Here is a 22,598-nt window from a genome sequence, read left to right as displayed (position 1 = left end):
GGCAGAGTTGCACTTCCTTCTCGTTCTGATCGCAGGCAGGTTTCCCGAGAGTGAACGCGGCCCGTTCTGACCACGAATGTACCAGGAATTGGGACAAGGTTCCGCGTGTTCCGATCGTCACGACTGTCAATAAGTCTACCCGGATTTCAGCTGCGGGTCGAGTTTTTCCTGAGTGGACCGTGATATCCGTACGTAAAACTGAAAAAGCAGACGCCCTTCAGAAAGGACGTCTGCTTGAATTTTCAGTCACCGAACGGAGCCGTAGGCTCCACTCAGTTAAACTTCATCGCCACCGATCTCATCGGGAGTCGGCTGGATGTTGTTCTCATAGATCGTTCCCGGAGTCAGATAATTCGACTCGTAGGTTCCGTTGTTCTGACAGTCGCTGCAACCGGTGTTGCAGGGGTTGTCGTTGCAAACAGTGACCGGAACGAGACGGCAGACTTCGTAGGCGACCTGACGAGGAACCGTCTTAGCGACCATGCGGGTGACGGTGTAGTTCTCCTGACGTGGCACGCACTTGGCGACCCGGTGGTTCACGGTGTACGGCACCTGCTTGGCGACACAGTAAGGAATCTGACGGGTGCGTTCTTCAGAGACCATACGACAGGTCCGAACAGGCACGCGGCAAACTTTCTGCTCAGTGACCATACGACAGGTCTGGAGAGGCACCATCTGTGTCTTGGTTTCGGTCACCCAGCGACAGACGCGAACTGGCACGTTTTCGGTCACGACGTCACGTTCGACGCGAGTCACTTGAACCGGACAGTTCTCGACGACCTGCTCAGGAACGACGCGGCAAACCTGCACCGGGCAGTTCTGCTGAACGACCTGAGGCACGTAGCGAGTGCAGGGAACCTGCTGCTCGACAACGTTCGGGCACCAAACGCGACGCTGAACGGTGTAACCCGGGCACTGAACCATGCAGACGCGAGGCATGCCGCAAGGATCGCAGACGACGCGGGGAACCCGCGGTCCCGGAATGTGAACCGGCTGACAGGTCCACTGACCACAGTCGCGGCGAACGGTGTGATAAGTCGTCACCGGTCGCATTACGGTGTAGCAGCGAGTCTGGTTCACGGTTTCTGTCACATTGCGGTAGACCGTGCGGCACACCTGACGATTGATCGTCTCGGTGACAGGACGGCAGACGACCCGCTGGACCTGGCGCTGATGCGTTTCCCAGACTGGACGCTGAACCTGATAGTGACATTCGCGCTGAGAAGTTTCATACACCGGACGCTGTACGGTGTATGTGTGCTCGCGGAAGCTGGTCTCAAAGACCGGCCGCTGCACGGTGTAGCTTTCGGTCCGACAAGCCTGCTCGTATTCAACTCGGTAGCAGGTCTGCGGGACGTCTTCGTAAACCGTGTCGTACACGGTTCGGCAGGCGGTGTACTGCTGCGGTTCGCAGACAGTTTCGTAGACCGTACGGTAACAGGTCTGACGTTCAACCTTACAGGTGGTGTAACAGCAGGACGGCTGACAGGCGGCCGGCGGACAGCAGCTGTAATTGCATGCCCCACAAAGGCCATTAGCGTTGGCGACCCCAGCCGACATCGCCATCACCATGACAGCAACCCCAGCAATCAAGCGTTTCATTTATCCCTCTCCCCTCACAGTTGCTAAATTTGATCCCAGCCAATGCAACCTCCTGCAGCATGACATTTAAAACGTGATTCGCTGACCTAGACCGTCCATTATCATCCTGGCAGCTTGGACGATGCAAACCTCATTCCTCGGTCGGAACGAATATTGATCGTTTTCACCATCGGTGTTCCGATTTTTCCTCAAGGATAGCTCTGGGGGGTGAGGGAACTTAATCAAAAGCTGACCCCCGCCGAAGATTCCCGCAACTCGTCGACGCAGAGCCGTTAGAAGTCCTACAGGTTACCATCCACACCCCGATCCCAGCGCCGGAGGAGCCGGAATCAGCATTGGGACCAAATCCCATCAAATTCCCCGAATATGATTGCACGCGGTCTCCCTTCTGCCGTCCAGAGCGAAAATCGGCCGATTTTCAGACCCGAGGATTTCGGCGGAAAGGACCGGTCTGCGGTCTTGAAAGCTACGTGGAGGGCCGATATTATTTGGAGCCCTGAATAAACACGGAAGAACTCCATATTTCCATAACCGCGTAGAACGTCAGAGATTTGAGCAATGGCACATAAGAAGGGACAAGGATCCAGTCGTAACGGTCGCGATTCCAACGCACAGCGTCGTGGCGTGAAGAAGTTCGGCGGCGAGTCGGTACTGGCCGGAAACATTCTGATCCGTCAGTGCGGCACCAAGTGGCATCCTGGCAAACATGTCGGCATGGGCTGCGATTACACGCTGTTCGCTCTGACCGAGGGAACTGTGTACTTCGACCGTAACGGTCGTCGCATCAATGTCGAGCCGGCTGCTTCCGCCAGCTAGACCATCGACGGAGACACAAAGCCGCATCGTTGCATGCGGCTTTTTTTGTTGGCATTCCAAGAGGGAAGTGCATGTATCGAGGCTTCCTCGGCTTTGACGCGTCGCTGATGCTGGACGTGGTCGTATGCGCCCTCGCCCTCGTCGTCCCGATTCTCTGCTACAGCATCTGGGCGGTGAAGTTCCGGCGGCAATATCACCTGCACAAGAAACTGCAGATCCTGCTCTCACTGCTGCTCTTCGTCGCCGTTCTGCTCTTCGAAGTTGACATGCAGCTGCACGGCGGCTGGCAGGCCATCGTGAATAAGGACCCCTCCCAGCCCCGGATGACGCCAGAAGAGCTTTCCGAGGTCGCGCAGGTCCTGTATATTCACCTCGTCTTCGCGATCTCGACCCCGTTTCTCTGGGGTTGGACGATGTTCGAAGCCCTGCGAAAGTTCCCCCGCCCAGTCACGCCAGGCCGTCACAGCCGCAAGCACGCGTTTCTGGGCTGGGCCAGTGCCATTGATCTGACAATGACGTCCATCACTGGACTCATCTTCTACTACTTTGCCTTCGTCCGGTAGAGAGTTGCCTGTCCCGGCAGGAGCCGAACGCGGACGTTGAAGTTTCCAGGAAGGAATCAACTTCATGCAACGCATCCTCAGCATCTCCGGACTCCGCGCGATCGCGGGTGATGGACTCGACCCCGATTTTCTCTGTCAGTTCGCGGCCGCAGTCGGAACCCGGGCTCAGGGAGGCACGGTCGTGCTGTCCCGCGACGGCCGAGCGAGTGGCACGATGGTCAAGCATGCCGTGCTTTCCGGACTGATGGCGACCGGCTGCAAAGTGATTGACGCCGACATCGCGACGACACCAACGTGCGGCGTGCTCGTCACCCACTACAAAGCTCAGGGCGGACTCCAGATCACCGCCAGCCACAACCCGGTCCCTTGGAACGGACTGAAGCCTTTCAACGAACGAGGTTCGGTCTACAACCAGGCCGAAGGAAGCGAACTGCTCTCGCTGCTCGATTCCCGGAAGTTTGCATACGTTCCGCACGATCAGATTGGCTCCGTCGAGAATCTCTCTGATGCCGCGGGTCCTCACATTGACCGCGTGCTCAAACTCGTTGATGCGGCCGCGATTAAACAGAAACGGTTCAAAGTCGTTCTCGACTGCAATCATGGATCGGGCGCTGTCGCCACACCAGCTTTGCTGGAGCAACTTGGCTGTGAAGTCATTGTGATGGGCGGCGTCGCCGATGGTCAGTTTGAACATGTGCCCGAACCACTCGCGGAGAATTTGACCAGCCTCTGTGCCAAAGTTCGCGAAGTCGGAGCCGATGTCGGATTCGCTCAGGACCCCGACGCCGACCGTCTGGCGATCGTCAACGAGCACGGGGAATACATCGGCGAAGAACTGACGCTGGCGCTGGCCGTCGATCATGTGCTCAGCACACAAAAAGGGCCGGTTGTCGTCAATGGTTCGACGAGCCGTGTAACCGCCGACCTGGCCGAACGTCATGGCTGCCCGTTCTACCGATCCCACGTTGGCGAGGCGAACGTCACCGCGAAGATGCTCGAGGTCGATGCTCTCATCGGCGGTGAAGGCAACGGCGGCGTGATCGAACCTCGTGTGGGCTTCGTCCGGGACAGTTTCGTTTCGATGGCGTATGTTCTCGCCGGACTGACGGCTCGCAATCAGTCACTCTCCACCTGGGTCGACTCGATTCCGAAGTATGCGATCGTGAAGTCGAAGCTCTCCTGCCCGCGTGAAGCGGTGGCGACCGCCTGTCAGGCATTGAGTCGCCACTACAGCACCGCCGTCCCAACCGATGGCGACGGACTTCGCCTCGACTGGGACGACCGCTGGGTGCAGGTCCGGGCCAGCAACACCGAACCGATCGTCCGCGTGATCTCCGAAGCTCCGACCTCCGATGACGCCACCGCCCTCTGCGAAGAAGCCCGCGACGTCATCACCCGGCAACTGGGCTAAGCCCCAGTCTCACCGGTGGCATCCTGCGGATGCGAATGGTCACGGCTTCACGAGTCTCCGTGGAACATGGAAACCCATTCCTAACCCGAAGCGTCAGCGAGGGAACTCGACGTCGCTTGTCCAGCCGGCCCTCGCTCACGCTTCGGGTTGGGATTTGCGGGGTCGGCGTCTTGCTGGCGTGAACAAGTAGAGCCGTCTCTCAGCATACCCCTGCTCCCCCGAACCGCGGGGTTACGGAGTGGCGTCGGCTTCGACGACGCGGGGTTGTTCTTCACGCCAGTTGACGGCGGGCCAGATAATCGCTGTTCCATCCCGGCTGCCGGTCAGGACCTCCAGTGACGAGGGGGAGAAGTCCACCGCGGTGACTTCCTGCTGGTGGTTCTTCAGCGTCAGGATCTCCTGCCCTTCGTAGCCAGGCGTGGCGTCCCAGAGTTTCGCCGTGTTGTCGCGGCTCGCGGTCAGGATTCGCTGGCCGTCGTTGGAGAACGCGACGGACGTAACGGCCGCCGTGTGCCCCTTGATCTGAGCAATCTGCTCGCCGGTCATCGCATCCCAGAGCACGGCCTTGTTGTCTTCACTCCCGGAAACGATGCGGGTTCCGTCCGGCGAAAAACCGGCGGAGAGGACGGCCCACTCGTGGCCATCGGCGAATTCATGAATCAGTTCGCCGTTGTGAGCATTCCACAACCGCAGCGTTCGATCCCGCGAAGCGGTCAGAATCACCTTGTCATCTGGCGAGTAGATCGCCAGATTCACTCCGGAACGATGCCCCTTGAGTTTGCGAACTTCCCGGGCTTCCGCGTAGTTCCAGATGATTGCCATGCCATCATCTCCCCCGGTGACGAGGAACTTGCCATTGTGGGAAAAGTCGACGCTGTTGATGTAACCATTGTGAGCTTCCGGAATCTTTCGCTTCGACTGGCCCGTCGAGACATCCCAGAACTTGAGTGACTGATCCCAGCTTCCCGTCACAACCGTTCGGCCATCGGGATGAACCGCCGCAGCTGCGACAGCTCCGTGTGGTCCGAACGACATCCGCTCCCGGCGGGAGTTTACATCCCACAGTCGGGCATCAATTCCGCCGACGGTCAACAACCGTCGGCCATCGCGGCTCAACAGGGATGACCACAGCAGGCCGCCGTGGCGATGGCCATCGATCAGGAGTTCGACGCTACCGGTCTCCACGTCAATCCGTTTGACCGTATTGTCGCTGCATGTCGCATAGCAGATCTGCCCATCAGCGGTCGTAAGAATATCGTTCACGGCGAAGCCCGCCAGCGGGATCGTTTTCAGCAGCTTACCGGCCTCAATATCCCAGAGGTACAACTTGGAGTTCGATACACTTCCTTCCTCTTCCTGCGGCGGCGACGTGACTGACACCAGGCGACTCGCTTCCAAAGCGAGATCGACAGAGATCACGGCGTGCTCATGCTTCATCACGCGATCAAGAAGCTCTTTGCCGTTCGAGACGTCAATCACTCCAATCGTGTTGTCGTGACTGGCCGAGAACAGAACGGGCGGATTTCCGCTGCAACGCAGTTCGGAGATTTTGAGCGTGTTGTGTCGGACCGACCAGAGTGGCTTCTCGGTCTCGGTGTCCCAGAGGATGCAGCGGCCATGGGCATCGCCGGAAGCCAGCTGTTGAGTGCCGGGAACGAACGCCAGAGCTGTGACGGGATGATTGTGCCCCCGCAGCTCGCACAGCAGGACCGGCTTCTTCTCCTGCTCGAGCCCTGAGATGTCCCAAACAAGAATGCTGTCTTCTTCGCTGCCGGTCGCCATGCGTCGTTCATCGGACGAAATTGCCACCAGTCCGGATCGTCCGGTCTGAGGCAGCCGGACGATTTCCGTTCCGGTCTCCGCGTTCCACAAACGGACGGAGTTGTCAGCAGCCGCCGTGGCGAGGAAGCGCTCTTCTTTCAGGAACAGAGCCGACGAACTCAGGTAGCGGTGCCCTTCCTGGAAAATCATCTCCGGCGTGCCGGATTTGATGTCCCACAACCATGCCGAACGATCTCGACTCGTGGTCAACACCCGCGACCCGTCGGGTGTGAACTGAGCCGACAGAATTGCATCCCGGTGTCCATCGAGCTTCTGGCCGTTGAGGGTCTGGATCTCCGCGTATGCATCGACGGACCAGCGGATCGTCTTCTGGTCTTCCGAACAGGAGAGCAGACTGCGGCCGTCGCTCGTCATGAGACAATCACGGACGGCGCTGTCGTGTCCCCGGAATGTCTTGATTGCTCGGCCCGCTTCCAGATCCCAGACTTTAACTGCGTTGTCCTGGGCTCCGCTGACGATCAGTTTGCCTTCTCCGGCAAAGCGGACGCAGCGGACCGGTCCAGTGTGCTCTTCAAACTTCAGATACTCCTGGGAAGGAACCTTGTCCCCCTGAACAGCCGCATCGAAATCAAAAGGACGGACTTTCGCTGGATTCCACACTTGAATGCTGCGGTCGTACCCGGCTGTCACGACCCGCTCACCGGCAGGATGAAAATCAACGCTGTAAACCGGACCGTCGTGTTCGACGTACTCCACAATTGGAGCCGCCGCTGTCGCATCGGCGGAAATCTTCCAGACGATCGCCTTTCCATCCTGACTGACCGTGACGATTCGGTTTCGTTCCGCCGAGGCCGGGTCGAAATTCGGAATAAAGGCGGCGTCCCAGACCCACCAGGTATGTCCTTTGAGCGTACAGGCCCGTTCCAGGCTGAAGTCGGACGTAACTTTCCACAGCGTCGCGGTGTTGTCATAGGAACAGGTCATCAACCATTGACCATTGTCGCTGAAGCGGACTCCGACCACGGCGTCATCGTGGCCTCCCACCTGATGCAGCAGTTCGCCCGAGTCGGTATTCCAGACTTTCACGTTCCCATTTCGATCCGCGCTGCCGGTCACGATGACATTCGCCTTCGGCGACCAGTCGACGGAATGGACGTAGATTCCCTCATGGGGCAATGTCTGGATGACTTTCTCGGAGTTCATATCCCAGACGCGAACCCGTCCGTCCCAGCTGGCGGCGGCAAACTTTGTGTTATCGGGGGAAAGCGCCAGACTGTCGACCGGCGCATCGGAGCGATAGGTCGCCGCACTCTGACTGCACAGATACATCAGTCGCCCCCACTCCCAGTTTCTCAACTCGGGGGGACACTCCAGCAGCAGAGCCAGCGCATCGGCGAAGGCGTTTTCCTCGACCTTGGCGGCCGCCAGTCCAATGCGGGCGATATAAGATTCGTACTGCTCGGCCTGCTTGGCCTTCTCGGCAGCCGTCCGTTGCTCGACAGCAATCTGTCGCTGCTCGCGAGCTTCCTGTTCCCGGTCTTCTGCTTCCGCACGAGCGGCCACGGCGAGCATCCGACTATTTTCAGCATTGTCTCGCTCCTCTTGAGCGATGACTCGCTGCCGTTCGGCTTCCTTCTTCTCGCCGAGGGCGATGTTCTTCTGGTGATTCGATTCCTTCTCAGCCAGCAATGCCCGCTCGACTTCCTTGCTGATGAGATAATACGAAGTCCCCACAATAAAGATGATCGCCAGACTGAGAGCCGCGATTGCTCCCTTGGCCAGCAGGAGCATCCGTTTGCGGGCCTGTCGGTCGAGTTTGGCGTTCCGAATCCGCTGAACAAGTTCCGTGAAGGCTTCATCATCGACTTTGACCAGCGACTCGGCCAGGTCGAAGTCCTGCTTGTCGAGAGCGACCTCCGCATAAGCGAGCTGCGCTTTGCGCAGTCCGGCCTGGGCATCTTCATTGTCCCCCCAGAGAACGATCGCTTCTTCGAAGCCGAACAGGCTGCGGGCGTAATTCGCATAGTCCCGCGTCGACTCGGCTCGGGAAAGCTCATCACCGGCACGAGCGGACAGTTGCAGACTCTCTTCGTGAGCCAGATAGTTGCGAATCGCGGACTGAAACGACTTCACGGTCTGATACCGTTCGGCCGGATCGGTCGCCATCGCCTTCATCGCGATTTCAGCCAGCTCTCCCTGCTCTTTGGAAGGCTGGATGATGTTCCGCATGGCAGCCGCCAGACACTGCTGCGAGGTTCGTCCCCGGTGCGGCGGATGTCCGGTGATGATCTCGTAGAGAATCGCACCGAGCAGATAGATATCACTGGCGTAGGTGACCCGATGCAGCGGCCCGGTCGCCATTTCCGGAGCCATGTAGGCGGGCGTGCCACCCATGCCGTGAAAGCTGCAGATCAGATCTTTCTTGGTGTATTCGTCGGTTGGGAGCGCCAGGCCCCAGTCCATTACGAGCACTTCGCCGTATTCCCCGAGCATGATATTCTCGGGTTTCAGGTCGCGGTGCATGATGCCGCGTGCATGGGCGAATGCCAGTGCGTCGCAGGTTCGCAGCAGATAGTCGAGATTATCGTGCAGCGACTTCTGACGGATGACTTTGTTCCAGGGAGTCCCCTGCACCTGCTTCATCGCGTAGAAGAAGTTGCCGTCGTCGTCTTGTCCGAGTTCGTGGATCGGGACGATGTTCGGATGATCGAGGTCGCCAGTCACGACCGCTTCGGCGATGAACTTCTCGACCTGCCGCGGCTTCTGGGCGATGTTCCCCTTGATCATCTTGATGGCGACGCTGCGCTGGATCGATTCCTGTCGCGCTTCCCAGACGACTCCCATGCCCCCTTCGCCAAGGATCTTGAGAAGTTCGTATTCGGGACGGGACTCGACGCGCGGGCCAGCCTCGGCCAGATGTCGGCGCGGGATCGAGTAATGCTCCGGGATATTGACCTCGGGCGTCACCTCGGCTGCTCGAATGGTCATGCCCGGGTCGGTGATCGAGTTGATCTGCAGGCCCCAGGTCTTGCTCAGATCCTGATTCTCGCCGACATGCGAGTCGTCCTCGACCATGGTTTTCATGTCGGAGTCGCGCATGCCGCTGTCGTCGACGATCGTCTGATCGGGACCGGGCTCGCCGTACTCATCGGAAACAACCGTCGCCGCTCCGGAATCGATCAGATCCCCGTCGGAAATAAACGTGTCTGCGCCATCACCCGGTTCGTCGGTCGACTGTCCTTCGGGCATTTCGACAATGGTCTGCTGATCGGCGCGCGGCTGCACCGGGAAGGCGTCCTCATCGACCAGCGTCTTCTGCGGATCGTCTTCGGGCGGATCGACCGTGGGATCATCGGGCAGCATGACCGTCTGATCGCCGGGATCGTCGGTGGAATCGGACGAGACGGGGAAATCCCCCTCAGGGAGTGTTTCCTCTCCCCGGGACTCATCAGCCGAGTCTCGACGCTGCTGGATGGATTCGTCTTCGGAATTCACAATGTTATCCGATTGGGACTCCCGCGTGGGCCCGCGGAGGATTGAGAACAGATCATTCTACAACTTGAACTTGAGCTCTGCACGGACGCGTCCCGCGCTCACAGCGAGAAGTCAGGGCTGGATTTCATCCGCGTTCGACGTCGAGTCATTCTGCGGCGTGGTATTCGTGGGATCCGGAGAGGAAGGCGTCTGCTCCGAGTTGCCTTCTGTTGGGATCTCCTCGCCGTTCCGCTGCATGAATTCCTCAGCTGTCGGCGGACGGTCCTGCAAACCATCACTATTGTCAGCAGGGCGGCCGTTTCTCAAGAGTAAATCGAAGACGACGCGGGGCGTCGATTCCCCCGGCTCCTGCTGCAGAATCTGGTAGCGACCGTCGGGCAAATCGTATTTTTCGACAAATCCGACAAAGTCGTTCAGGATCATCAGGGCCTGATCCCCCTTCAGCGTGATCTCTTCGGCCACTTCTCCGGCGGCGTTGAACACCCGCAGCTTCACAATCCGTTCATCGAGCGTCTGCACTTCTTCAGTCACGCCAGTGTTTTCACTCGTTTCCTGATCCTGCACCGCATCGGTCTGTTCCGTTTCGATCGCCTCGGCGAATGTGCTCGAAACGGCTCCCAGTTCAGGAACTTCGATACTCAGATCGTACACGAACCCGGATGCCAGACCTTCACCGGGAACGTCGGCGACAGACGTAATCGAGGGCAGCAGGACCTCTTCGCCCCCTTCGAAGAACGTGATGTTCGGGTCATCGATGATGCTCACGGTAATCGGAATTGGAGCGGCCGGATTGGCGGCATTCGGGTTGCCGTCGTAAGTGTGATTGTAGGTGAAGCTCTCGGGCGTCGGATTGTTCTCGAAGTTCGCATCGACCGTGCCATCGGCCCAGTCGACGAAGATCGTGTAGTTCTGCTCGAACAGACGTCCGAAATCTCCCGAGACACTGGCGTCGCCCGACGCGAGCACCTGAGGCGTGACGATGTTCTCAATCAGTGGCAGGTCCTGCACAACCGAGCCGGTCCGGCTGCGAACGATCACATCGTCGGCAATCTCGACGTCATCACCCGCCGATCCGGTGACCGAGCCGCCGAAGATATCGAACTCTTCTCCACTGTCGTTGATCAACAGGTCTCGCCCGGCATTGAGAGTAATCGCCCCGCTCGGCGTCGCAAAGATCATCGAGTCAATCGTGAGGTCAGTCCCAGAAGCGGCTGCATCAGCCGTGAGCGTGATATCTCCCCCACTCAGGTTATTGATCGCATTGCTGACGGTCATCGATCCCTGATTGAAAACGCCGATGTCCCCTTCACTGCCGCCTCGGTTCGAGATCCCGGTAACGCCGGCGAACTGCCCGATGACGAGCTCATCAGTGCTCTGATTGACGATGCGAATTGAGCCCGACTGATCGTTCTCGATCGCGAGAGTGCGGACATCGGTCTGCATCGCCGCAGCGGAACCAACGCCGGTCGCAGAAGAGATCGCAAGCCGCTCTGCCCGCAGATTGACCGTGGCATCGCTCATCGCGTTCACGACGCCGCCATTGGTCGAATCGAGTGTGAGATCGGTCGTCGTTCCGATCTGGCTCACCACGATATTCTGGCCCGCTGTCACGTCGATGGTTCCAGAGAGCGTATCGATCTGAGACGTCGGATTCATCACAAACGCATCGGCTGCGTCCGCATTCAGCGATCCGCCGACTGTCAGCAGATCGGCGTCCGGCCCGAGATCAATTCCCCCAGCCGAGCTGATCGCGACATTGCCACCGTTTGTCTGCAGATCCTGATTCAACGCAAACTGCTCGCCAGCCCCCCGCATCGTCAGATCGACGTTTCCGCCCGTTGTGGTGAGCCCGGTTCCGGCAGCCGTGACCGTGAGCGCGTTCCCGCTGGAGAGAATCACATCGCCCGCTCCCTGACTGATTCCGTCGACCAGCAGCCCGGTGCTCTCGAAGATCTCAATGTTATTGTCCACGTTCGTCACAACCAGCCGGCCGATCGCCGTCTCCAGTGCATTGCCAGAACCGACGCCGTCGCCGGAAGTAATCGTGACGCGTCCCTGTTCGGCGACGAGATCGTGTGTGCCCTGATCGCCGGAATCAAGAACCGCTCCATCGGCAGTGATATTGATCGCGGTTCCCGTCGTCGATTCCACCCGGCTCAAAAAGATGTCGCCAAAGGCGGTAAGTGAGACCGTACCGGTTCCCGTCTTCACGCCCGAGCCATCAACCAGGATGATGTCGCCATCGCCAGTCGCACCGGAGCGGAGCACAATGTTCCCGTCGGTCGTCGCGATCTGGGCGTCATTCGAAACGGTGACATGCTGCCCGTCTGCCCGCAGTGCAATGGAGCCCGTTTCCGAGGTAATGTCAGCCGTGATCGTGAGATCGCCATTGCCGTCAACATCCGCGTCTCCGGAAACAATGCGAACCTGCCCTGCTCCAGTCGTGGAAACGTCCCCCGTCACCTGCAGCGAGCCGTCGCCCGTCATCACGTCGATGCTGCCGGCCGTGTTCGCAATTCCGAGAACCTCGAGATCATTGTCCCCTGCTCCGACAATCTCAAAGATTCGGACATCGCCCGAAACGTCGTTCACACCAAGAAGAGTCGCGACATCGGTCCGCAGATCGTCGCTACTGCCGATCCCCGTGGCGGCCTGAATTTCCAGGGCATCCCCGGTAATGTTCGTGACGCCTTCCGGCGTGCTCTCCGACACCGCTCCGAGTCCTCGCATCAGCGAGCCATCGACGCCGGCGAAATCGGCGATGATCGTCACATCACCCCGGACACCATTCGTATCGGCGTCGGCATTGACCGACGAGAGCGTGACATCCCCGGAAGCCCGCAGCAGGACATCGCCAGCATCAGAGGCAATCGTCGAGGTCGCATTCATGAAGATCGCGGCGTCGTTAACCCCATCGACGGTGCCGGTCAACAGCCGGTCTTCCCCGGCACTGACGAGGATCTCGCCGGTCTGATCGGTTTCAATCGCCGCAGCGCCATCGAGGCTGACATTGCGAACCGCTGTGAGGGCAACGTTCCCCGTCCCGCTTTCCGCGGCCACGCGGGCGTCGATCGTCAGATCGGCATCGGTTTCCCCGGTCGCCGCCAGCAGCACATTTCCGCCGCCGGTGTTCCGAACCTCGGAATCGACCTGCATCGATCCGACCGTGCGGAGATCAATATGATCATCCCCATCTCCAGCAGAGATCGATGCTCCGGAGACGCTGCGGACATTCGTGATCGTCAGCCCGTCGGAGAGATCGATCAGATTGATGTCGCCACGCGTTGTTTCTACGGCGAGATTCTCGACTTCCACGGCCAGCCGATCGTTGTCGGCCACTCCGTCGGTTACGGAAATCGCCAGCGACTGAGCCTGGATCGTTCGCCCTGCTCCACCCCCGTTTACGATGCGGCTGGTGTTATCGGTGCCGATCAGTTCCACCGTCGCGACTCCGGCCTGGATGTCGACCACGGTGATATCGCCGGCCGCCACAGTCGCCGCTTCCAGATTGAAATCGGCATCCACGGTGTGAACGCGATTCAGCACGATGGCATCGTTCTCGATGACAGTCAGAACGCGGCCGGATGTCGTCAGTTCAGCATCGAGGGTGTCGACGCTGGTCAGCAGCCGAGTTTCTCCGCCCACACTTCCCGAACGAACAAACAGGTCCTGAGCGGTGAGCAGTCCCAGTTCGCGACCAGAGGCATCGACGATATCGTTCACGCCGGTCAACCTGAGCTGACCTTCTCCAACATTGATACCAGAGTCCTGCAGAACCAGATCGGTCCCTGCCACGAGATGCACATCATCGCCCGTTGAGGTGACGAGACCGGTGCCGTCGGTGCCGATATCGAGCCCGCCGGTCGATGTCACCACCAGATCGGCTGCTCCATCGGCATCGAGAATGATGGCTCCATCGGAAACGAACAGGTCGCCGGTGTGATGGAGATGAATCTCGCCGCCCGCCTGCTGAACCTCGGCTCGATCGAGCGCAACCGACAGTTGCAGATCGATCGCGTTTCCGGTCGCCATCGCGAAGTCGGAAATCTCTCCAATTGATTGCCCAGCCGTGAACGAAGCCCGGCCAGCGTTAATCAGCGTCTGCCCGTCTGCTCGGTCGAGAATCGAATCGGTCGCCGTCATCACGACTTCACCGTCCGTGTCGCCGACGGTGGTTGTTTCTCCCCGCAGTTCGATCGAGCCGCCATTCGCCGTGATCGAAATCAGGGAACCATCGCCGTTCCCGCCGGCTGCCGTGCCGCCGTTTGCCAGAATGCGATCCGTGAAGACGCTCCCATCAGCTGTGGTGATCGTGATCGTACCCGCATTCCGAGCCGGGCCCGCTCCGCCATTTGCCACAGACGTCTCGAGCCGCTGTTCGAGCAACACGTCACCCGTGCCGCGGACCTGGATCGTCAAAGCGCCGCCGTCAACTCCAGTGACTCCGGTCGTCACCACCGAGCCGCTCATTCCGGTTTGAATGCCGGTGTCCGCGAACAGCATGACATCTCCGCCCAGCGAACTGATCTGCTGCTCAACCAGCAGCGAGCCCCCGCCCTGAGCATCGAGCGTGATCAATCCACCCACCGTCGAGACTCCCGTCCCGCTGCCAAGAACCGACATCGGCCCGGCTTCGGTAATGACCAACACGTTCCCCATTCCGGTCTGGGAGATGCCGACGACATCGAGTGTCGTCTCATCGGTCAGCTGAATATTCCCCGCGGCATTCTCCAGATCAACTTCACCAACGTTGATCTCCAGCCTGTCGGCTGAGCCGATTCCGATTGCTGACTGAATCGTGAGCCGCCCGTCTGTCACAAACTCCCGCGCGGAATCGCCGGCATCGATGATCGCTCCGTTGCGGCTCGTCACCGTAATCGCATTGATCAGCGACGTATCCGACAGCACGTGGGCCACCGTCATATCACCAGCTGCGTTCATCTCGATGGAGCCGGTTGTTTCGACCGAAGAGCCATCGGCCATGAGAATCTGACTCGTCCCAGCCGGAGTCGAGTCATCGGCTGTCAGCGTGGTCGTACCGCCGGTCTGGTTGATGACATGCCCCTGAGCGGTGAACTCGATCATCTGGCCGGCTTCAATGGAAATCGCAGCGGCAGCAGGCGCGGTTGTTTCAATGGTGGCGTCGATGAGCACGCTGTCGACTGCATCCAGGGTGATGCCGCCGGTGGTTGCGGTCATGTTGTCGTGAATCTCCAGCGAGTCGCCTGCCAGCGAAATCGTCCCGGCACTCACGGGCCCACTGAAGTTGACGCTCCCGGTCGCGCCGATGATCTGCAGCAGATCAGACACCGTCACTGCCGACTGGAAGTCGACATCATCCGGGCCATTTAGAACCAGATCAGTCAGATTGCTGACCGTCCCGACAACAGTCACGTCCCCGGCCGTCGGTCCGATAAAGAGCGACTCCGCCCCCGTGATTCCCTGAACATTGTCGTTGAAGACAAGCGAAGTCCCGTCAACGAACGTCACATCCTGCGTCAGGAGGACATCGCCGTTGAAGGTCGCGTCGGTGATGTTGAAGCTGGCCGCATCGAGCGTCGTCCCCATCCCGCTGGTCGCGACCAGCGTGCCGACATCGGTGAGATTGCCCGAGAAGAGAATCGTGTCGGTCGCATTCAGCGTGACAGTTTGCAGCTGCGAAAGGGTGTCGCCGAACACGATGTCTTCGCCGGAGGTCATCTGCAGCTGTTCCGTGCCAGTTTCTCCACTGACCGGATCGTTAAACGTCACATCGCCGGCCGCGTTGAGCATCAGCGACGTCCGTACGGTCACATCGCCGCTAAACATCGCGGTGCCGACGGAAATACTCGGCGTTTCCAGAATCGTTCGCGTGGCGGCATCGACATTGAGCGTGGTCACATCGGTCACCGAGCCGATGATCCGCACCTCGTCCATCGCAGTCACATCGAGCAGCGCCAGATCGGACACGCCGCTGTGGAACGTGATGTCGGAGCCGGTGTCGATTACGAGTTCCGCAATCGTGTCGCCAGCCAGTTCGCCATTGAAGTCGACCGAACCGGTGGCGTTCAGCGTCACATCGCCTTCGAGCCGGACATTGTCATCGAACGATGCCGAACCGATCGTGAGCGTCTGGTTTCCGGTGAAGACTGTCTCCCCACCGCCGGTGGTCTCAAGCATGGCGACATCGGTGATATTTCCGGTGAACCTGGTCGTCCCGGCTGCATCGACCGACAGCTCGGCTGCGTTGGTCCCGGTGATCCCATTCAGGAACGAAACCGCACCGGTCGCCGTGATATCGACATTGCCTTCGAGCTCGACGGCATCATCGAACGTGGCCTGTCCGATCTGCAGAGACTGAGTGCCCGTGAAGACCGTGGTTCCGCCCCCGTTGGTCTGCAACGAGTTGACGTTGGTGACATCGCCGGTGAAGCGAGTCGTTCCGACGGTCGTCACCAGTAGCGATTCAAGGTCGGCAACGCCCGCCCCAAAGGTCACGGGAGCCGCTGCAGCAGAGGTGATCTCAAGATCGACATCGGCGACCGTCCCCTGAACCAGACTCTGGAACTCGAGCGACGTGCCGACATCGAAGGTCACATCTCCTTCCAGATCGACCTGATCGCCAAACGTGCCGGTGCCGATTGATACGGTCTGATTCCCGGAAAAGACAGTCGTCCCGCCGCCATCCGTCTGCAGAACAGCGACGTCGGTGACGTTCGCATTGAACCGGGTTGCACCGGCTGCGGTGACATTCAATGAGGCAAAGTCACTCACGATTCCGGTGAAAGTCGCCGAGGCAGACGTGATATCGAGATCGACATCCGCTCCATCGGCATCGAGAGTATTCTGGAACGCCACAGCCCCGGTCGCATTGATGGTCACGTCATCGAGCATGCGGACCGCATCGGTGAACGTGGCCGTCCCGATTTCGAGTGTCTGCATCCCGCCAAAGACTGTTTCGCCGCCCCCGTCGGTCTGAACCGCATCGATATTCACAAAGTTGCCATTGAAGCGGGTCTCGCCCGCAGCCGTCACATCGAGCGAAGTGAGGTTCGAGATTGATCCATCCACCTGAGTTGAACCGGCTGTGATATCGAGCGAACCATTGCTGGCGGTGTAAATCGACTCGCCCGCACTCGTGAACTGCAGGGCTCCGGCGATCTGCATCACGACATCGTTCTCAATCCTGGTCGGATTGTTAAACGTCGCGACGTCCGCGGAGATCAGATCGGTCTCAACAACCGTCCGGCCCCCCGCCCCGGTGGTGAGTGTTCCGATCGAGGTCACCTGCCCAACGTAGACGATCTCCTGCCCGGCAACTGTAGAGACATTCAACTCGTCGAGGGTCGCAACTTCGTCTTCAAAGCGAACATCGCCGCCGGCATCGAGCACGAGAGAATGCGTCGCCGCATTGCCATCAACCCGGCTGGCAAACGTCACCGCTCCGGTCGCCGTGAAATCGACGGAAGTCATCAGCAGCACATCGTTGCCGAAGTTCGCCGTGTCGACGCTGAAGATGCCCGTTTCGAACTGAGTGGTGCCCGTCGCGGCTGTCGTCAGCTGGCCCACGCCTGTCACATCGCCCTGGAACCGCGTCAGATCGGTCGCGGTGATATCAAGAACATTGAAGTCCATGATCGTCGAGGCGAAGACGACATCATCGGCCGAGGTGACCGTCAACGCGTCCAGCGAATCGACGGTGTCGTTGAAGTTGATGGTCCCGGTACCGGCTGTCAGCGAGAGATCGAACAGGCTGTTCGACTGCGACGTCACGGCTGCATCGATCACGATGTTTCCGCCCGCAGGTCCCGTTGTGAAGGCGGAATCCGCATCGATCCGCACGTCATTGGTCATCAGATGCAACTGACCGCCGGCGGTCGACAGGACATTAACCATCGACTGCTCGAACGTAATCGTGTTTCCGGACGTGAACTCCAGCAGCCCCGTCGCTGTGGAAGCCGTTCCGTTGTCGGTGAACGTGATCGCATCGATCGCGTCCATGCCAATCGCAGCTGCTCCGGTCGCCGAGACCGCATCGGCAATCGTGATGCACGTCGGGGTCGTGACGAGGAGATTATTGGCCCCGATCGTCAGGGCCTGCAGAATGTTCAGATCGCTTCCTGCTCCGGCGAGCAGCGTCAGATCGAACTGTTCGCCACTGATATCGAGTTCATGGGTTGTGACCGTGGCGGCGAGATCCGCCCGGCCGATTGTCATTGTGCCAGTCGATGCGAATCGCCCGATCTCGGCGGCCGTCAGATTGAACGTCCCGGCTGCCGGATCGCCAATCGTTCCGCCGAGTCCGACCGAGGTGCTGGTGTCCAATGGAATCAGAACGATTCCCGCGTTGGCCGTCAGCGTCGCCGTGCCGGTGATGTCCATCGTCTCAGCGGTCACCGTCAGCGTGCCGGTTCCGACCGTCAACTGACTCTCGCCGGTGAAATCGGTGGTGGTCGCTTCAAACGTGGCCGCTGACTGTGTTCCACTCAGGCGGATTGAACTCGAACCGTCGAGCGTGACCAGAGAGATCTGACTGAAGTCGCCGAGATCGATATCCGTCGCATCGATCGTGAAGTCCTCGGCCCCCGTACTCCCCTGCAGCGGACCTTCGATCAGCACATTGTTAGTGGCGAGAATCTCCAGCGTCTGTGTGAATTCGACCGGGCCATGGAACTCAGCCGAGTCGACCGAGAGCTGAGCGAAGTCGACCGTGGTGAGAACTCCCGCCTCAGTGATCCAGTCGCCGACGTTCGTGACCGTATCATTGAAGTCGATCGTATCGGCGGCCTGCACGTCGAGGGTGACCAGGTTATCAATCGCCACAAAATCAACGGCTGTGCCGTTCAGCACTTCCAGAGAATCGGCCATGGTGACGCCGGACAGCGTATTCAGGAAATGCAGCTGATCAACGGCGTCAAACTTGATCGCTCCCGTCAGTTCAACCGTGGTGGAGAATGTTGCTTCTCCGATATTCGTCCAGGGATCTCCGGCGATTCGCGTAACGCCCGCCCCATTCAGAGCGACAGTGTTGATACTGGAAACGCCGTTGAACTCGGTGGCCGCCGAGGTGATCAGCAGTTGATCAAACCCGGTCACGTTCGCGTTGAAGTCGAAGTCGGTGCCGTCGATCAACTGCAGGATGACACTCGCTCCGCTGTCCTGCACCACGCCATCGAAGGTGGCCTGATCGGCGTCGATCGTGAGCGAATTCACAACGGTCACCTGCGGCGTGATCGCCACATTGTCGGCGGTAATCGTGGCCATCGACAGTTCAACCGGACCGCCGAGAAGAGTCAGAGTTCCGACGCCTGATACATTGCCGGCGAGCGATGTTGACGTTGTTCCGGTCAACTGCAGCTGATCGAACGTCTGAATGGCTCCATCAATGGAAACTGTATCGGCGGACGCAGTCAGATTGACGCCCGCGGCTCCGGTCAGCGAGCTCATCAGCGAGAGTTGACTGCCGATGGTGAAGTTCGCCGAGTTACTGACTGAAACCGTGTTCTGAACCGTAAGATTCTGAGCGGACAGCGTGGTGAGATCGAAGTCGGTGTTGCCGGCCAGAGTGATGTCGATATCGCCCGTCACGGAGACGTCAGCTCCGAACGCTCCCGTTCCGTTGCCATCGAGCGTGAGAGAGGAGACGGTGCTGAGTGTATCCTGGAAATCGACGCTGTTCTGCACGGTCACTGTCGCGGGACCAAGCGAGGAGAGAGCTCCCACGAACACAGCGTCATCGGCCGTAACATCGAGCTGAGTAAATCCGGAGAGGCCGCCGGAGTTCTGATTGAATGTCGCGGTCGTCGCCGAAGTCAGTGCAAACGTTCCCGCTCCCGTTCCGGTCAGGGTCTGCTCGAAAGTGACCAGTCGAGTGGCTTCAACCGAGACATTCACGACATCGGTCACATCGCCCTGAACGAGAATGTTGCCGCCAGCTGGGCCGAGGGCGATGGCCGTCATCGAAAGCGTACCGACTCCGGTAATGCCTTTCGTTGTGATTTCTTCCGATTCGAGCGTCAAGTTGGAAACCGCTCCGCCGTCGGTCACATTCGCCAGCGTGATGGACGATTCGCCATCGAGCGTGACGTGCTGATCGAGCACGGCGTCGACCTGAATGTCGATCGCGTCGGCGGACACACTCTGAGCCGCTGCCCCATTGAACCGAGTCTGGCCCGTTCCCGTGACTGTGAACTGATCGATGCCGAACAAATCGGCTGCGATGCGTAATTCCGTGTCGACATCGACGGCGACCGAATTGAAGCCGCTGACATCGGCATCAAACTCCACCGAATCAGCCGCGATATCGATATTGCTGCCAGCCGCGAACGCCGGCGCCTGCGAGATCGCGTCGTTGAAGTCGACCAGGCCGGAACTCTGGACGTCAATCTGTTCAAAACCTGAGATGGCTCCCGTGACCTGCACGCCGGTGGAACTGGTGATATCGAGCTGGCCGGTATTGCTCGAGTGCTGCAGACTCTCCAGCGAAACCGAACTTTGCGAATCGATCGTCAGCAGCCCGAGATCGAAGACCGCATCCTGAAACGTGACCGTTCCGGTCGTCGTCAGGTCGAGCGATTCCGAGCCGGTCATCGACGTGACCGTGCTGGTAAAGTCCATCTGGCCGGTGACGTCGAAGGTCGTGGCCGCCAGAACTTCGACAGAGCCATTCGCCGTGAAATCGCCGCCGAGCACGAAGTCGCCCGTCAGCGTGATCTCCTCGGCTGTGATGTTCATCGCACCGCCGGTGATGGAATTATCGCCGGAGAGCCGGACCTCGTCGGTGCCGAGATCGTCGATCACCGTGATCGAGAGCGAGTCGATCGGAGCGGTGATGATCGTGTCGTTTCCGCCCTTGAGATCAAACTCCAGGCCGCCCGTGATCGATCCGAGCGTGACCGAGGCGTTGCCGTCGATCAGAATGTTGTTGTTGAGTTCGTCGAAGAGTTCGAGCGTATCGGTCATGTAGTCGACTTCGACGCGAACGGTTTCATCGCTGCCGAGCCCATCGCCGACGATTTCAAGTACGTTGCCGTTGACGCCGGCGGTCACACTCAGCAGGCGGCGTTCTTCGAGCCGAACGGTTCGCAGCGGGCGATGCACCGGAACGGGAACCAGAGCCGGTGCGGGTTTCCGCTGTCCCAGCCAGCGGAAAAACAGGTCGCTCCACGAGTCGTCAGCTTGCCGAGTCGGAACGGCCCGACGAGGCCGCTTCCCCCCGAGTCGGCCGAGAAAGAGAGCGGCTACGCTCCATTTCGTTTCCTGCTGGCTGTCTGATTTTCCGTGCACGTACAACGTCTCCGCTTCTCGGCCGTATTTTCGCTCCACGATCGGGAGTCCTCCCTGTCGACCAGTCCTGGCGCACCGGTCCCCTTCGCGCAGATCTGGCGCCTGATCAACTCTGGCATATGCAGCCGTCCTGAGAGGCCAGATTCCGCCCGGTTTCTCCGGAAATTTGTGTCTTCACTCCGGTTTGACACATCACCATCGCAGTCAAGCAGCCGCTGCGATGTCCTCTGGCCCGCGACTCACGTTCGACTTCATCTTACCGGTCCGAACGCCCTCAAATGCAAGAAATTCCGGCAGGATAGGCGTTTTGTATCAGTTTTTTTGAATTCTCTCAGCTTTGCGATTCCCCGGATCCGATGACGACTGAAGAGGGACCGCGTGCGCTGTTCGATGCGCACAATGAATGAGCGGACGACGGCACAGAAAACCTGAACGGGCCACTGAACAGCATGTCCAAGGACCGATGGCGAATTCGACACGTCGCAAAGCCCGTCCCGTCATGGACGCCGGCGCTGCTGATGTTGCTGTGCTCGATGATCGCCGTCGCTGGCGAGCGGTCGGAACCGCCGGGGCGGACGACGATTCCGCTGTTCCCGGCTGCCGGCGATTCGGCCTGGCTTTCTCTCTCCAGCGACAATCCCCAGGCCGCAGCCGATCTCTGGATTCGGACGAATCCCCAGCGGATTCCCAGAACAGGCGAGCCGACACTCGTTCAAGAAGTCCCGGCCACTACGGCGTCACCTTCCGAGGTGTTCCCCGCTGGTTGGGACGAAACTGCGACTCCAGCTGAAGTCGAGCTGGCCGGGAATCCGTCGCAACAGGCCGAGCAGGCTAACTTCGAGGTCGATGCTGAGCAGGCTGCTTCTGAAACTTCGGTGATGCCAACCGGATGGTTCGACGCTGGACCGCGGTGCTTTCAGAATGCCGCTGCGGAACCGCTTTTCCCCGGGATGCGTGCCCCAGGCCCGGGCGTCTGGTATGAAGACGATGAACTCGCTCCCGCTCAGTTGCTGATCCCGAGAAGCCGATCCTTCGCCGGGCGGCGTCCGGTCTGGCCCAATGTCTTTCAGCGAGAACAGGTTCCGGGGTCGACCAGTTATCTGGAGCCGCTCAACCCGTGTGCCCCCGTTGAAGGACGGGCCCGCGTCCCGGCCCTGAACCGGGCCCGCTGGGACGACGACCAACCACTGGCCGAAGTACGGCTCGATATCAGCCCGAAGAAAGGCCCGCTGCCGGAAGATCGAACTCCCGCCCAGGCCGAGCGAATGGTGCTCGTCCATGTGCCGGGGACTCAACGGGACTGGTGTGCTCACGAGCAGCACTGGAATGCTCCGCAAACGACGCATGCCCCGTTGTACTTCGAAGAACCGAACCTGGAGCGTTACGGCTACTCCCGGGGATACTGGCAGCCACTCGTTTCCGGGGTGCAGTTCTTCGCGACGGCTCCATTGCTGCCGGGGCTGATGACAATCGACCCGCCGAACTCGGTTCAGTATGAACTGTCCGAGAGCGACCCGGGCTCGATGACGCCGTACGCACCGCGGCAGCCGGAATGGACGTACAAGGCGGTCCTCGTCGAGCTGACCGCCGTCACTGGCATGGCGTTCATCATTCCCTGACCGGCCTCGCTCTCAAATTGGTCTCGTCCGCATCGGCAATGTCTG

7 protein-coding genes are annotated in these 22,598 nt (G+C 59.6%); 4 read left to right on the top strand and 3 right to left on the bottom strand.

What is annotated here, in order from left to right; translation table 11 throughout:
* Positions 1 to 276 precede the first annotated feature (276 nt).
* Entirely contained in the window at positions 277 to 1,602 is a 1,326-nt protein-coding gene (locus tag L1A08_RS18825; RefSeq protein WP_238758073.1) for a hypothetical protein, read from the bottom strand.
* A gap of 558 nt (positions 1,603 to 2,160) precedes the next feature.
* On the opposite strand from L1A08_RS18825, the gene rpmA reads away from it, so the two are divergent.
* The 3 genes from rpmA (at position 2,161) to glmM (ending at position 4,392) form a co-directional block, all read left to right on the top strand.
* Positions 2,161 to 2,418: a 50S ribosomal protein L27 gene (gene rpmA, locus L1A08_RS18820; RefSeq protein WP_238758072.1), complete on the top strand. Its 258-nt coding sequence runs from the start codon at positions 2,161 to 2,163 to the stop codon at positions 2,416 to 2,418.
* Between the two features lie 71 nt (positions 2,419 to 2,489).
* Positions 2,490 to 2,981, top strand: coding sequence for a DUF420 domain-containing protein (locus tag L1A08_RS18815; RefSeq protein ID WP_238758071.1), 492 nt, complete (start codon positions 2,490 to 2,492; stop codon positions 2,979 to 2,981).
* A 64-nt stretch (positions 2,982 to 3,045) separates the two neighbouring features.
* Positions 3,046 to 4,392, top strand: coding sequence for a phosphoglucosamine mutase (glmM, locus tag L1A08_RS18810; RefSeq protein WP_238758070.1), 1,347 nt, complete (start codon positions 3,046 to 3,048; stop codon positions 4,390 to 4,392).
* Positions 4,393 to 4,623: 231 nt separating this feature from the next.
* On the opposite strand, the gene L1A08_RS18805 is transcribed toward glmM, so the two are convergent.
* Positions 4,624 to 9,669, bottom strand: a complete 5,046-nt coding sequence (locus L1A08_RS18805; protein ID WP_238758069.1) for a protein kinase domain-containing protein — start codon at positions 9,667 to 9,669, stop codon at positions 4,624 to 4,626.
* Between the two features lie 111 nt (positions 9,670 to 9,780).
* Positions 9,781 to 20,973 carry a beta strand repeat-containing protein gene (locus tag L1A08_RS18800; protein ID WP_238758068.1) on the bottom strand — a complete coding sequence of 3,731 codons (11,193 nt, stop codon included), beginning with the start codon at positions 20,971 to 20,973 and terminating at the stop codon, positions 9,781 to 9,783.
* Positions 20,974 to 21,452: 479 nt separating this feature from the next.
* Between L1A08_RS18800 and L1A08_RS18795 the strand changes: the two genes are divergently transcribed.
* Positions 21,453 to 22,553, top strand: a complete 1,101-nt coding sequence (locus L1A08_RS18795; RefSeq protein ID WP_238758067.1) for a hypothetical protein — start codon at positions 21,453 to 21,455, stop codon at positions 22,551 to 22,553.
* Positions 22,554 to 22,598: the final 45 nt, after the last annotated feature.

The sequence above is a fragment of the Rubinisphaera margarita genome (assembly GCF_022267515.1).
GTDB lineage: Bacteria > Planctomycetota > Planctomycetia > Planctomycetales > Planctomycetaceae > Rubinisphaera > Rubinisphaera margarita.
This window is presented reverse-complemented; position numbering and strand designations above follow the sequence as displayed.

Coding starts and splice junctions, on each gene's coding strand:
- L1A08_RS18825 (WP_238758073.1), bottom strand. CDS start 1,602: ATGAAACGCTTGATTGCTGGGGTTGCTGTCATGGTGATGGCGATGTCG.
- rpmA (WP_238758072.1), top strand. CDS start 2,161: ATGGCACATAAGAAGGGACAAGGATCCAGTCGTAACGGTCGCGATTCC.
- L1A08_RS18815 (WP_238758071.1), top strand. CDS start 2,490: ATGTATCGAGGCTTCCTCGGCTTTGACGCGTCGCTGATGCTGGACGTG.
- glmM (WP_238758070.1), top strand. CDS start 3,046: ATGCAACGCATCCTCAGCATCTCCGGACTCCGCGCGATCGCGGGTGAT.
- L1A08_RS18795 (WP_238758067.1), top strand. CDS start 21,453: ATGTTGCTGTGCTCGATGATCGCCGTCGCTGGCGAGCGGTCGGAACCG.